Source organism: Kitasatospora sp. NPDC056327, assembly GCF_042261735.1.
GTDB lineage: Bacteria > Actinomycetota > Actinomycetes > Streptomycetales > Streptomycetaceae > Kitasatospora.
This window is the reverse complement of the sequence record NZ_JBHJRC010000226.1, coordinates 1-13,637: the sequence shown is the minus strand read 5'-3', so window position 1 is coordinate 13,637 and position 13,637 is coordinate 1. Positions and strand designations below refer to the sequence as shown.

Genomic DNA, 13,637 nt, shown 5'->3' with positions numbered 1-13,637 from the left:
GTGCTCCGCTCCCCGGCCGGGGAGCGGAGCACACCGCCGTCGCCCGTTCAGGACGGCTTCAGCAGCGCCAGCAGCTCCGGGGTGTAGAGCTCGGAGACCGGCCGCAGCCCGGCCACCGTGTTGAAGTAGCGGCGGACGTGTTCGGGGCTCGACGCCACGGCCTTCAGCAGCATCCGCCGCTTGTCGCGCGCCGACGCCTCCGCGACCAGCAGGGTCGCCTGGTAGTTCTCCGTGAACACCGCGTCCCGGGCGTCGCCGAACCTCCCCAGCGCGACGTCGAGTTCGGCGTCCGAGGCGTCCGGACCGACCACGCCGCCCACCAGGTCGACGAGGAGCTGCGCCTGGGCGAACGCGTCGGAGATGCCGCGTGCCGTCAGGGAGTCCTTGTGGTGGCCGGCGTCGCCGATCAGCGCCCAGCCCGGCCCCCAGGCCCGGCGGAAGAAGTTCTGCTGGTCCCCGGTGCCGTACAGCCGCTCGACCTGCTCGGCACCCGCCAGCTGGGCGTACAGCGCCGGCGCGTTGTCCCGGACGTTCTCCAGGTACGCCTCCCGCGCCCGGGCCCGAACCTCGGTGAACCGGTGCTGCGGGTAGTACGCCGAGATGAGCACGGCGTCGTTGGTCGGCACCGCCGACACCCAGCCGGTCGGCCCCTCGTACAGCTCGAAGTGCGTCTTCGGCCCCTGCCAGAGCGTGTAGTACGCGCAGGTCAGCCGCGGGTGCTCGACCGTCTTCGGAGCGCCCGTCAGTTCGGCGACGGTGGACCGCATCCCGTCCGCGCCGACGACCAGCCGGGCCCGCTCCACGGTCTCCCGGCCGTCGCCCGCGACGAGCCGGACCCCGCGGACCCGCCCGTCCTCCTCGACCAGGCCGCCGACCGCGCAGTCGTCGCGGAACTCCGCGCCGGCCGCGACCGCGGCCTCCACCAGCAGCGGGTCCAGGATGCTGCGCCGCGGCGCGTACGCGGCCGTGACCCCGTCCACCGGGTCCGCGCACCCCTCGACCCGGACGTCGTCGCCCAGTTCGTAGACCACGTGGTCCAGCGGCGGGCAGCCGGTGGCCCGGACCGCGTCCAGCAGCCCCCAGCGCTGGAGCTGGAGCACCCCGGTCTGCTGGATGTAGAGCGTGGACAGCTTGTCGGCCGGGAACTTCGACCGGTCGACCAGGAGGACCCGGTACCCGGCGCGTGCGAACTGCATCGCGGCCGGCGCTCCCGCGCAGCGGGCGCCCACAACAATCACGTCATACATGCCGTCACCCAACAATCGCCGAACCGTGGAGCCGTCACGCTAGGCCGATTCCGACGCACGTTCTGCTCATGAGTGAGCGGCTTGGGCGGAGGGACGGATGGGAAGCTGGAGAAACGTCTGTTCTTCTCCCGATCTCACCCGAAGGGTTGCACTACATGGCAGTTCAGCAGACGGTCCGGGCGGCGACGGCCGCCCGGACCGGGCGTAGGCGCACCGGGCCGGCACTCGCGGTGATCGCGATATCCCAGCTGATGGTGGTCCTGGACGCCACCATCGTCGACGTGGCGCTGCCGAGCATGCAGAGCGATCTCGGCTTCTCCACCGGAGCGCTCTCCTGGGTGGTCAACGCCTACGTGCTGACCTTCGGGGGCTTCCTGCTGCTGGGCGGCCGGGTGGGCGACCTGCTCGGCCGCCGGCGCGTCTTCCTCGCCGGTGTCGGCCTGTTCACGCTGGCCTCGCTGCTCGGCGCGCTGGCGAACTCGACCGCGATGCTGATCGCCGGCCGCGCGCTGCAGGGCGTCGGCGCGGCCGTCATCGCGCCCACGGTGCTCGCCCTGATCACCACCAACTTCCGCCAGGGCAGTCAGCGCAACCGCGCGTTCGGCGTGTTCAGCGGCATGTCGTCGGCCGGGGCGATCGTCGGACTGCTGGCCGGCGGGGTGCTCACCCAGTGGCTCTCCTGGCGCTGGGTGCTGGCCGTCAACGTGCCGGTCGGCGCGCTGCTGGCCGTCCTCGCGCTGTACTCGATCAAGGAGACCCCGCGCCGCACCGGCCGGTTCGACCTGACGGGGGCGGTCCTGTCGTCCGCCGGCATGGCGGCCCTGGTCGGTGGCCTCGGCTTCGGCACCCAGTACGGCTGGAGCTCGCCGGTCACCCTGACGAGCTTCGCCGCCGCGGTGGTCCTGCTCGCGGTGTTCGCCCGGGTCGAGGCGCGGGTCGAGCAGCCGATCGTGCCGCTGCACATGTTCGCCGACCGCAACCGCCGCAGCGTGTACTTCGTCGCCTTCGCGCTCACCGGCGCGTTCCTGGCGATGTTCTTCTTCCTCACCCTGTACCTGCAGACCGTCCGCGACTACAGCCCGCTGCGCGCGGGCCTGGCGTTCGTCCCGGTGATGGCCTGCATCCTGCTCAGCGCCCGCTACACCGCGCAGGTCCTGGTCGGGAAGATCGGCCAGAAGAAGCCGCTGGTCATCGGCATCGGCCTGAACACGGCGGCGCTCGCCTGGCTGATCGCGCTGTCCGCCGACAGCGGCTACCTCGGCGGGGTGCTCGGCCCGCTCCTGCTCTTCGGCGTCGGCAACGGGCTGATGTTCGTGCCGATGACGATGATCGCGGTCTCCGGCGTCGAGGACCACGAGGCCGGGTCGGCGTCCAGCCTCTTCGACGCCATGACCCAGGTCGGCGGTTCCACCGGCCTCGCCGTCCTGGTCGCCGTGTTCGGCGTGGCCGGCGGGCACCGTGACGGAGGCTCACCGGAGGCGCTGGTCGACGGCATCCGCTACGGCTTCGGCGGCGGCGCCCTGCTGGGGCTGGCCGCGCTGGTCGTCGCCGCGCTGCTGGTGCGGCCGGTCCGGCCGAAGAAGCGGTTCGCCCCGGAGATCCTCGGCATCCTCGCCCGGAAGCAGCCCGACCGGGTGCCGATCATGATCGACGGCGGCGCCTTCCTCAGCTACGCGGAGTGGGACCGGCGCTCCAACGCGGTGGCCCACGGCCTGATCGCGCGCGGCGTCCGCAAGGGCGACCGCGTCGCGCTGTTCTACGAGGGCACCGACTGGTCCGGGTACGCGGTCGCCTACTTCGGCGTCCTCAAGGCCGGCGCCGCCGCCACCCACCTCAACAGCACCCTGGACGAGGCCGAACTCGCCCGCCGGCTCGGGCACGCCGGGGCGGTCGGCATGATCTGGAGCGAGGACCTGCCGGCCGCGCCCGCCGTCCCCGCCGGCGCCGCCCCCGGCTGGCTGGCGACCGTCACCGAGCTGGACGGCGGCGACCACTCGCCGGTGGACGTCGTCATCACCGCCGACGACATCGCCGACATCCTCTACACCTCGGGCACCACCGGCCCGGCCAAGCCGCTCACCAACCCGCACGGCAACCTCAGCTTCGGCCGCGGCCCGGGCTCGGTGCTCCAGGAGACCTTCACCAGCGCGGCGCCGATCCTCACCCCGATGCCGCTGGGCACCGTCTTCAGCGCGGGCACCGTCGGCATCTTCGCGCTCACCACCACCGCACCGATCCTGGTCTGTCCCGCCGACGACGTGGAGCTGATGGGCGAGCTGATCGAGCGTCACCGGGCGGGCTCGGTGATGCTCACCCCGTGGAACGCCATGCAGCTGGTGGACCTCGGCGTCGCGGACCGCCACGACCTCGGCAGCGTGGTCACCATCGGCATCGCCTCCGCCCAGCTCCCCGCCCGCTACGCCCGGGCGCTGCTGGACCTCATGCCCGAGGCGGAGATCATGACCGCGTACGGCGGCGGCTCCGAGGCGGTGCCGGCCAGCATCGGCACCGACTACGACCCGGCCCGCCCGACCAGGGTCGGCAAGCCCCGCCCGGGTACCCAGCTGCGGCTGCTCGACGAGGAGGGCCGGCCGGTCCGGGCCGGCCGGGTCGGCGAGGTGTGGCTGCAGACCAGGGCGCCCAAGCGCCTGCACCTCGACCCGGAGCTCAACGCGCGCACCCACGTCGACGGCTGGACCCGCACCGGTGACTACGCCTACCTCGGGCGGCGCCGCGAGGTCTACTTCTTCGACCGCGGCAACGACGCCATCAGGGTCTCCGGCGAGCTGGTCTCCTCGATCGAGGTCGAGAACGTGCTGTTCGGGCACCCGGCCGTCCGCGAGGCGGCGGCCATCGCGGTGCCGGACGCGCGGACCGGACAGGCGGTCGTGGCGGTGGTCCGCACCTCCGACCCCGCGGTCGACGCCGAGCAGCTGCGCGCCTTCGCGGCCCGGCACCTCGCCGCCCACCAGGCCCCGCGTGAGGTCCACCTGGTCGACCGGCTCCCGCGCGGCCCGATGGGCAAGGTGCTGAAGCGCGAGCTGCGCGAGCAGTACGGCGCCGGCCTGGCCGGGGCCCACGCCGGCTGACGGCGGGCCCCGCCCGGGCCGTGCGACGACGGGGAACGACGGGGGACGAACGGCGACGGCGGCGGATCCGGCACACCGGGTCCGCCGCCGTCCGGCGTACCGCGCGCGGGACCGGTACGGTACAGGGGCTGGTGCGCGAGCGCGGGGAAAGGGGAGGGCCTTGAGCGGGAATCGGCAGATCGAGGTGGACCGGGAGCAGGTGCTGGCCCACCGGGTCGCGGCCCACGGGTTCGACCGCTCGTCCGCGGACCCGGACGTCCTCGTCCTCGGCGCGCAGGACACGCCCAGCGGCTCGGCCCGGTTGGCCCTCGCGGCCCGCGGCGCCTCCCCGGACGGACTGGAGACGGTGTGGTCCTTCCGCGGCGCGCCGCACCTGCACCGGCGGGCCGGACTGCCCGCGCTCGCGGCCGCGCTGTGGCCGCTGGACGACGCGGACGCGACCGGGCGGATCAGCACGGCGGTGATCAAGGAGGGCGCGAAGCTCGGCCTCGCGGCCTTCACGGCCACCGCCGGGGCGATCCGGTCCGCCGTGACCGCGCCCACCGCCAAGGGCGAGGTCAGCACCCTGGTGAGCGCGGCCGTGCCCGCGGCGCTGACGTACTGGTGTGCCTCCTGCGGGGCGCAGCACATCTCCGGGCTGCTCCTCCAGCAGGCCGGCCTGGCGGGCGGCGTCGCGATCGGCACCGAGGGCGGCCGGACCGTGCTGTCCCCGCTGGACCCGCGCTTCCCGGTGCCGTCGGAGGCGGCCGGAACCGGCGAACTGGTCCGCGCCTACCTGACGTTCCACGGGCCCGCCACGCCGGCCGAGGCCGCCAAGTTCCTCGGCACCAGGCCCGCGGCCGTCAAGAAGGTCTGGCCGGGGGACCTGGTGGAGGTCCGGGTCGACGGCGCGCCGGCCTGGCTGCCGGCCGAGCGGGTCGACGGGCTGCTCGCCGCCGTGCCCGGGGAGGACGTGCGGCTGCTGCCCCCGGGCGACCCGTTCCTCCAGGGCCGGGACCGCGGGCTGCTGGTGCCCGACAAGGCGCGGGAGAAGGAGATCTGGCGGGCGATCGGCGGCCCCGGCGCGGTGCTGGCCGGTGCGGAACTCGTCGGCGTCTGGCGGGCCAAGGCGGCGGGCCGCCGGCTCGACCTGACCGTCACCCCGTTCGCGCCGCTTTCCGCCGCCGTCACGAAGGCCCTGGGGGCCGAGGCCGCCACCGTGGCCTCGGCCCGCGGCGCCGCCGACGTCGCGCTGCGGATCGCCGACTGACGCTCCCGGGCAGGGCGCACCGAGCGGGGTTCACCGAGCCGGGTTCACGGGTGCCGGGCCCACCGTGAAGGGTTCACCGGGCGGCGGCCAGGGCGCGCAGCCGGGCGGCCAGTTCCCGTACCGTGCGGTGGGTGAACAGCTCGGTGACCGGCAGCCCCGGGTCGATCCGCTGGGCCACCCGCATCGCGCTCAGGGAGTCGCCGCCGGCCTGGAAGAAGTCGCTGTCCCGCCCGACCTCGTCCATGCCGAGGACCTCCGCCCAGGCCTCGGCGACGCGCTCCTCCCAGGCGTCGGCGGGGCGCCCCCCGGCGGCCCGGGCCGCCGGGACCGGGGCGGGCAGCGAGCGGCGGTCCACCTTGCCGTTCGGCGTCAGCGGGAGGGCGTCGAGCAGGACGACCGCGGCCGGTGCCATCGCGGCCGGCAGCAGGCCGGCCGCGTACTCGCGGAGCTCCGCCGCGGTGGCGGTCCGGCCGGGGCGGAGCACCACGTGGGCGACCAGCCGCCGGTCACGCTCCGCGGCGCCGTGCGCGGCCACCACGCAGGCCTGCACGGCGGGGTGCCCGGCGACCGCCGCCTCCACCTCGCCGGTCTCGATCCGCACGCCCCGGATCTTCACCTGGAAGTCGATCCGGCCGAGCAGTTCGAGCACTCCGTCGGCGCCGTAGCGCACCAGGTCGCCGGTGCGGTAGAGCCGTTCGCCGCGGACCGGGCCGTACGACCACTCGGCGAACCGGGCCGCGGTGAGCTCCCCGGCGCCGAGGTAGCCGCGGGCCAGTCCGTCGCCGGCGAGGTACAGCTCGCCCGCCACCCCGGCCGGTACCGGCTGCCCGGCCGGATCGAGCACGTAGGTGCGCTGGTTGGCCATCGGGCGGCCGTAGGGGATGCTCGCCCAGGCCGGGTCGACCCGCCCGACCTCGTACACCGTGGAGTGGATGGACGCCTCGGTGGCGCCGCCGAGGACGACGAACCGCAGCCCTGGGGCGTGCGCCCGGACGCGGTCGGGGAGGGTGAGCGGGACCCAGTCGCCGCCGTTCAGGGAGAGCCGCAGGGAGGACAGGTCGGCGCCGGTCCGCTCGGCGTGGGTGGCCAGCAGTTCCAGCAGCGGCGGCGCCGAGTTCCAGACGGTGACCCGGTGCCGGCGCAGCAGACCGGCCCAGTGCGCCGGGTCCTTCTCGCGGCCCCGCTCCGGGACGACCACGGTGCCCCCGGCCACGGTGAGGCCGAGGAACTCGTAGACCGACATGTCGAAGCTGAGCGAGGACAGCGCGAGCACCGAGTCGCCGGGGCCGACGCCGTAGCGGGTGTTCAGGTCCAGCAGGTTGTTGAGCACCCCGCCGTGGCGCAGCGCGATGCCCTTGGGCCGGCCGGTCGATCCGGAGGTGTAGATGACGTAGCAGAGGTCGTCCGGGCCGACCGGTTCCGCGGGCGCGGCGGAGTCCTGCGCGGCGATCGCGGCGGCGGCCGTGTCGAGCTCCAGGACGGCCACCGGGGTGCCGGCGAACCGGTCCGCGAGGTCGCTGTGGCTGACCACCAGCGGGCAGGCCGCGTCGGCGAGCATGCTCTGCAGCCGGGCCTGCGGGTACGCCGGGTCGAGCGGGACGTACGCGGCGCCCGCCTTCATGACGGCCAGGGTGGCGATCAGGAAGTCGGCGGACCGGTGCAGCGCCAGACCGACCGGGTTCCCCCGCCGGACGCCCAGCGAGCGCAGGTGGTGGGCCAGCCGGTTGGCCGCGGCGTCGATCCCGGCGTAGTCGTGGCGCCGCCCGCCCTCGACCAGCGCGACGGCGTCCGGCCGTTCGGCGGCCCGGCGGGCGAAGGCGCCGTGCACGGTGCCGTCGTGCAGCGGCAGGTCCGCCCGGGTGTCGTTCCACTCCACCAGCACGGTGTGCAGTTCCGCCCCGGTGAGCAGCGGCAGCCGGGAGACCGGCACGCCGGGGTCGGCCAGTGCCGCGGCCAGCAGGGTGCGCAGGTGGCCCAGCAGCCGGTGGACGGCGTCGTCGTCGAAGCGCCCGGTGTCGAACTCGGCGTCGAACACCGGCTCCTCGCCCTCCCAGCCGACGCCCAGGGTCAGCTCCCCGTAGGGCGCGGGCGGGCGGTCGGTGACCGGCCGGAGCGCGAAGCCGACATGGGCCTGCTCGCCGGTGGGCGCCGACGGGGCCGCGCCGCCGCCGGAGGGCCCGTCCGCCGGTCCGCCGGTCGGTCCGCCGGTCGGTTCGGCGTCCGGTTCGGCGAGGCGTTCGGCGGCCTGCCGGACCACGGCCCCGACGGCGGGATCGCCCGTGGTGTCGAGGACCGCCGTCCGGACCGTGCCGGGCGACAGCAGGCCGAACGCCACGGTGGACTGCCCGCTGTAGCGGGCGGTCAGGACCCCGAACGCGGCGAGCAGCACGGCGTCGGCCCCGGTGCCCAGGCGGTCCGCCAGGGTCCGGACCGCCCGGCCGGTGCCCGGGGGCCCGGCCGGACCGGTGACCCGGCCGCGTGCGGCGGCGGGGCGCGCCGCCGCACCCGCCCGGTAGGCGGTCAGCCGGACGAGCGCGTCGGCGGGCGAGGGGAGGGTGCTCACTGCGGGACCTCCGGGCCGGTGGGCAGGGGCGGGATCGGGTAGCCGGGCAGCGGGAACCCGGCGCAGAGCTCCCGGACCTCGGCACGCACCGCGCGCCGCAGGTGCGGGTCGAGCGTGTAGGCGGTGTCGTCGAGGCTCACCACACCGGTCAGGACGCGGTCGACCAGGGCGACGCAGCGCGCCATCTCGGCCGGCCCCATGCCGCGCTGGGCCAGCGAGTTGGTGCCCAGCCGCAGCCCGCTGGTGACCATCGGCGGCCGGGTGTCGCCGGGGATCCGGTTGCGGTTGGCGAGGATGCCGCACTCCTCCAGCGCGCGTTCGGCCACCAGCCCGCTGACGCCGCTCGGACGGAGGTCGACCACCACCATGTGGTTGTCGGTGCCGCCGGTCAGCAGCCGGTGCCCGAGCCCGCGCAGGCCCTCGGCGACGGCCCGGGCGTTCTCCACCGTCCGGCGGGCGGTGAGCCGGGCGGCGTCACCGCCGAGCAGTCCGAAGGCGCCGGCCTTCGCCGCGACGGCCGCCGGGTTGGGGGTGCCCTGGGTGCGCGGGAACACCCCGCGCGCGACCAGGTCGGCGAGCGTGGTGCGGCCGTCCGGGCCGGGCGTGCGGTGCTCGGCCCCGATCAGGACGAGGCCGCCCCGGGGCCCGCCGAGCTGCTTGTAGGTGCTGGTCGTGGTGACGTGCGCGAGGTCGACCGGGCTGGGGTGCTCCTGCGCCGCGACCAGCCCCGCGATGTGCGAGATGTCGGCGAGGAGGTAGGCGCCCACGTCGTCGGCGATCTCCCGGAAGCGGGCGAAGTCGATCTGCCGGGGGTAGGCGCTGGCGCCCGCCACGATGACGCCCGGCCGGTGCTCGCGCGCCAGCCGGTGGGCCCCGTCGTAGTCGATCCAGCCGTCCTCGTCCACGCCGTAGCCGACCGCCCGGTAGTGGTGGCCGGTGACCGAGGCCGACGAACCGTGCGTCAGATGGCCGCCGGCGTCCAGGCCGAGGCCGAGCAGCACGCCGCCGGGCGGCAGGAGGCTCGACAGCACCGCGAGGTTCGCGCTGGAGCACGAGTGCGGCTGGACGTTGGCGTACTGCGCGCCGAAGACGGCCCGGGCCCGGACCTCCGCGAGCCTTTCGACCTTGTCGAAGTGGCGCGAGCCGGGGTGGTAGCGCGCCCCCGGGTAGCCCTCCACGGTCAGGTTGGAGAGCACCGCGGCCGCGGCCGCCAGCACCGCGGGAGCCGCGATGCTGGCCGAGGCCACCATGGCCAGCGTCCAGCTCTGTTCGGCGAGTTCGTCGTCCAGCAGGTCCGCGAGGACCGGGTCCTGCTGCTCCAGCACGCTCAGGCCCCGGAGCAGCAGGGCGGTGTGCGGGGTGACGGCGGCGCGGCCGCCGGGCCCGCCCGGGTTCCACACGCGGGTCACCCGGCCTGCCCGGTCAGCCGGTCGCGGAGGACGTGCTTGAGCACCTTGCCGTTCGCGCTGCGCGGCATGACGTCCACGAGCTCCCAGCGGGTGGGGACCTGCTCCGGGGCGAGGTGCGCGGCGAGGAAGCCGGGCAGCTCCGCCAGGGCGGCCGGGTCCGCGAGCGCGACCACGGCGGCGAGGCTCTGGTCGTCCCCGTCGGCGGGCAGGCCGAAGACGGCGGCCTGGCGGACCGACGGGTGCTCGTACAGCGCCGCCTCCACCTCGACGGTGGAGACCAGCCCGGCGGCCGTGCGGACGGCGACGTTGCGGCGGTCGAAGAAGTACAGCAGGCCGTCCTCGTCGACCCGGCCGAGGTCGCCGGTGCGGGTCCAGCGGTCGGCGTGCACCTTCTCGTTGAGGGCCGGGTTGTCGAAGTAGTACCGCTTGGGCGCGGGGCTGCGGAGCCAGATCTCGCCGAGGGTGCCGGCCGGGACCTCCGCGCCGTCCTCGTCCGCGATCCGCAGTTCGGAGCTGCGGGTCGGCCGGCCGGTCGCCATCGGCCGCTCGGGGTCGAAGGTGTGGCCGATCGAGGCGGGCACCGCCTCGGACGCCGCGTAGGACATGTTCAGCCGGGCGCCCGGCATCGCCGCGAGCAGCTTCCGGGCGATCGCCGGCGGCAGGGCGGTGGAGGCGTTGGCGATCGTCTCGACCGAGCTGAGGTCGTAGCGCCCGGTGGCACCGCTGTGCACCAGCTGCATGGCCAGCCACGGGGTGATCATGATCGAGCCGATCCGGTGCTTCTCGATCAGCTGGGCCATCCGCTCGGGGGCGTCGATCGGGCAGATCACCAGGGTCGACGGGGTGTGGATGGAGAAGTTGACGGTGGTGGCGCTCGCCGTGGTGCCCAGCGGCATCGGCGTCAGGAGCGGCTCGGGGTCGCCGAACAGGTGGAAGCCCTCCGGCCCGCGGCCGTAGGTGAGGTTGCCGTGCGGGGAGGTCGACCCCTTGGCCGGCCCGGTCGTGCCGGAGGTGAACAGGATGTCGGCGATGTCGGTGACCTCGACCGGGACCAGCGGATCCGTGCTGTCGGCGCTCGCGATGCCCCGGGCCGTCCCGGTCGGCCCGGTGAACGCGGCCGGTGGGACGACGTCCTCGCCGTGCAGCAGCGCGGTCGCACCGGTCCACTCCATCCGGCGCACGATCTCCTCGGTGCCGACGTCCTGGTTCAGGTGGGTCGCGGTCGCCCCGGCCTTGAGCACCCCGAGGTAGGCGACCGCGTAGTCGATCCAGTCCAGGCCGTCGAAGACCAGACCGACGACCTGCCCGCGTCCGACGCCCGCGTCGAGCAGCCCGCGGGCCACCGCGTTGGACCGCCGGTCCCACTCGCCGTAGCTGAGCACCGGCCCGTCGTCGACGTTCAACGCGATCCGGTCCGGCTGGAGTTCGGCCCGCCGACGGAGCAGGTCGTGGACGGTGAAACCGGTGGTGATCTCCGGCGTGTAGGCGCGCTCGGCCATCGAGGACTCCTTCTTCCCGCCGGCGACGCTCGGTCACCGGCGGACTGGGGGTGCGGGCGTACGGGCGGAAGTTCCGCACCGCCCGACCGTACGAACAGCGGGCGCCGGACGATGCCCAGGATTGAGCGCTCGGCCCCAAGCCGTGCCCGGCGGTGCCCGCCGCTCCCCGGCGCCCGGCGCCGAACGCTCACTACCGAGCAGACCGGGGGCCGACCCGGCGGAAATCCTGACGGCGGAGCACGCCGGCCCGGGGGAGGTTCCGCCCAGGGGCCGCGTCCGCCGCCGGACGCCCCGGCACCGGACGCGCCCGCGACGGGGCACTCCGGACACCGGACCCCGGGGCCGGAACGCCCCGAACACGCGCGACCCGAGTACGCGACGACCCGACCACGACGGCACGAGGAGACCCCGATGGCGCTACCCGGCGCGTGGAACGTCCTGCGCGCGGCCGAGGGCCCCGGCCTCGTACTGGCCTGCGACTTCCCCGCGACCAGCCGCCCGGTCGCGACCTTCGCCGAACTCACCGAGCTGCTCACCGCGGACCACACCTTCTGGGAGACCGCCCCGCCGCCCGGGAGCGCCGGTCCGACCGGTGCGGACCTGGTCGCCCGGTGGCTCGACGACGTCCGCACCGCCGGGACGCCGGTGCACGCCGTCCTCGGTTTCTGCACCGGCGCCCTCTACGCCGGCGCGCTCGCCGAGCGGATCGCCGGCTGGCAGGACCCGCCCCGGCTGATCCTGCTCGACCCCGAGCCCGCCCGGGCCGGCATGCTCGCCGACTCCTACGACACGCTGATCACCCGGCGGCTGGCCGGTCTGCTGGGCCCGGAGGAGACCGCCGAAGCCGTCCGCGCCGGTCACCGGCTCGACCTGGACGGCGACCTGCCGCGGCTCGCCGAGCAGTACGCCGGACTCGTCCGGGCCGCGGTGGAGCCCGCCTTCGCCCGGGCCGGTCTGCCGGCCGACCGGATCGCCGAGTTCATCGGCATCTCCACCTCCTACCTGTACTGGATCGCCGCCGCGGACGCGCTCGACGACCGGGCCCGCTGGGCCGGCGCCACCGCCGTGAACAGCGCGGGCCCGGACGCCGGTCTGCACTGCTACGCCCCGGCCGACCGGGTCGGCCTGGTGGCCCGCGCCATCCACCTCGACGTCTCCCACGCCGGGCTGATGCGCAGCACCGAGACCGCCCGGGTGGTCGACGACCTGCTGCGCGCGGCGCCGCGCTGACCCGCTCCCGCGCTCCCGTTCCGCAGCCCTACCTCCGCTGCCGTACCTCCGCACCCGCACCTCCCGGCCCCGCGGCGGCCCGAACCCGGCCGTCCCGGAACCGCAGAACCGAAGGAGAGCCGACTTGGCCACCCCCGACCTCGGGCAGTCCGACGAACTGCTCCGTTTCCTGATGCCCCTGTGGCAGGAGCTGCTCGACCGCGACGGCACCGGCGGCCCCGAGATCAGCCCGGACTCGAACTTCTTCGTCCTCGGCGGTCATTCCCTGCTGGGCATCACCCTGCTCGGCCGCGTCGAGGAGCGCACCGGCTGCAAGCTGCGCCTCGCGGACCTGTTCAAGGCCCCCACGCCGCGCCGCCTCGCCGAGGTCATGCTGGCGACCGGGAACGCCGTCACCGTCTCCACCGAAGGGAACCCGCGATGAACTCCCCGGCGAACCGCGCGCCGCTGCGCGAATTCCGGCCGGCCCACCTGCAGAGCAGCGTGCCGCTGGAGCAGACCCTGAACACGGCCAACGCGGGTTTCATCGTGCACCGCAGCGGTCTGATCACCTACGAACACCGCGCCGAGGGACTGCAGTTCGCCTCGGAGCTGGTCGAGCTGATCAACCCCGGCGACGTCGGCCACGTCTCGGTCTTCCTCTACGAGGAGCTGTTCGGCACGTACAACCGGCTGCACTGGATCCTGCACCTCAAGCAGCCCAACGACTACGCCCGTCTGCTGGACAAGGTGGACCACGACAAGAAGTGGCGCGAGGTCACCGACCTTGACCGGCTGCCGACCAAGGGCGGTGGCGGCTGGGAGCGGATCTTCGTCGAGGGCAGCATCAGCGAGACGATCATCTGCCCGCAGCACGGGGTCGGTCACGGCGACCACGGGGCCGGCGACACCTTCCAGCCCGCCGCGCGCTTCCAGACCCGCCTCCCGGCCGAGCAGCTGCTGCACTCCGCCAACTCGGCTCTCACCCTGCACCGGGTGGTCCAGGCCCGCTACGCGGTCCGCGACGAGGCGCGGGCGTTCCTCTACGCGTGGGGCAACGCGGTGAACGACGCCCTGCCCGGCGAGGCGACGGCCTTCCTGTTCGAGGAGATGTGGGGCCGGCAGGACCGTCTGCACACCATGATCCACCTCGGTTCGATGGACGCCTACGCCAAGCTCGACGGCCTGGCCGCGCACGACCCGCAGATGCGGGACCTGCTCTCCCGCCAGTGGATCCCGGGCTTCAAGGGCGGCGGCACCTGGGAGCAGCTGTTCGTCGACGGCACCATGACGGAGACCCTGCTGGCCCCCAGCCACCGCGCCTGACCCGGCCCGTCCGGCCGGTCCGGGGCCCGCCCGCGCGACCCGCGCG

Annotated in this window: 9 protein-coding genes; 5 read left to right on the top strand and 4 right to left on the bottom strand. The window is 75.0% G+C overall.

The features are described 5' to 3' along the window. Positions 1-47: 47 nt before the first annotated feature. A complete protein-coding gene (locus ACFCX4_RS26785; RefSeq protein WP_376147371.1) occupies positions 48-1,247 on the bottom strand; it encodes an NAD(P)/FAD-dependent oxidoreductase in 1,200 nt (399 codons plus the stop codon). Between the two features lie 155 nt (positions 1,248-1,402). Between ACFCX4_RS26785 and ACFCX4_RS26780 the strand changes: the two genes are divergently transcribed. Together ACFCX4_RS26780 and ACFCX4_RS26775 are read left to right on the top strand one after the other, a co-directional pair. Next, on the top strand, positions 1,403-4,336 hold the full coding sequence (locus ACFCX4_RS26780; protein WP_376147369.1) for an MFS transporter: 2,934 nt from the start codon (positions 1,403-1,405) through the stop codon (positions 4,334-4,336). Positions 4,337-4,496: 160 nt separating this feature from the next. After that, positions 4,497-5,585 carry a DNA glycosylase AlkZ-like family protein gene (locus ACFCX4_RS26775; RefSeq protein ID WP_376147366.1) on the top strand — a complete coding sequence of 363 codons (1,089 nt, stop codon included), beginning with the start codon at positions 4,497-4,499 and terminating at the stop codon, positions 5,583-5,585. A 73-nt stretch (positions 5,586-5,658) separates the two neighbouring features. On the opposite strand, the gene ACFCX4_RS26770 is transcribed toward ACFCX4_RS26775, so the two are convergent. The 3 genes from ACFCX4_RS26770 to ACFCX4_RS26760 are packed head-to-tail and all read right to left on the bottom strand — an operon-like array spanning position 5,659 to position 11,056. Beyond that, positions 5,659-8,148: an amino acid adenylation domain-containing protein gene (locus tag ACFCX4_RS26770; RefSeq protein ID WP_376147363.1), complete on the bottom strand. Its 2,490-nt coding sequence runs from the start codon at positions 8,146-8,148 to the stop codon at positions 5,659-5,661. Continuing rightward, the gene (gene glyA / locus ACFCX4_RS26765; RefSeq protein WP_376147360.1) at positions 8,145-9,557 is read right to left on the bottom strand and encodes a serine hydroxymethyltransferase; all 1,413 of its coding nucleotides are present in this window, start codon (positions 9,555-9,557) and stop codon (positions 8,145-8,147) included. The genes ACFCX4_RS26770 and glyA overlap by 4 nt, the downstream gene beginning before the upstream one ends. Then, positions 9,554-11,056: a class I adenylate-forming enzyme family protein gene (locus ACFCX4_RS26760; RefSeq protein WP_376147357.1), complete on the bottom strand. Its 1,503-nt coding sequence runs from the start codon at positions 11,054-11,056 to the stop codon at positions 9,554-9,556. The genes glyA and ACFCX4_RS26760 overlap by 4 nt, the downstream gene beginning before the upstream one ends. Before the next feature lie 411 nt (positions 11,057-11,467). On the opposite strand from ACFCX4_RS26760, the gene ACFCX4_RS26755 reads away from it, so the two are divergent. The 3 genes from ACFCX4_RS26755 to ACFCX4_RS26745 all read left to right on the top strand — a co-directional run bounded on the left by ACFCX4_RS26755 (position 11,468) and on the right by ACFCX4_RS26745 (position 13,591). After that, positions 11,468-12,286 (top strand): hypothetical protein, encoded by an 819-nt coding sequence (locus ACFCX4_RS26755; RefSeq protein ID WP_376147354.1) that lies wholly within the window; start codon positions 11,468-11,470, stop codon positions 12,284-12,286. Between the two features lie 124 nt (positions 12,287-12,410). Continuing rightward, positions 12,411-12,710, top strand: a complete 300-nt coding sequence (locus ACFCX4_RS26750) for an acyl carrier protein (RefSeq protein WP_376147351.1) — start codon at positions 12,411-12,413, stop codon at positions 12,708-12,710. After that, positions 12,707-13,591: a DUF6039 family protein gene (locus ACFCX4_RS26745; protein ID WP_376147348.1), complete on the top strand. Its 885-nt coding sequence runs from the start codon at positions 12,707-12,709 to the stop codon at positions 13,589-13,591. Before ACFCX4_RS26750 ends, ACFCX4_RS26745 begins: the two co-directional genes overlap by 4 nt. Positions 13,592-13,637: the final 46 nt, after the last annotated feature.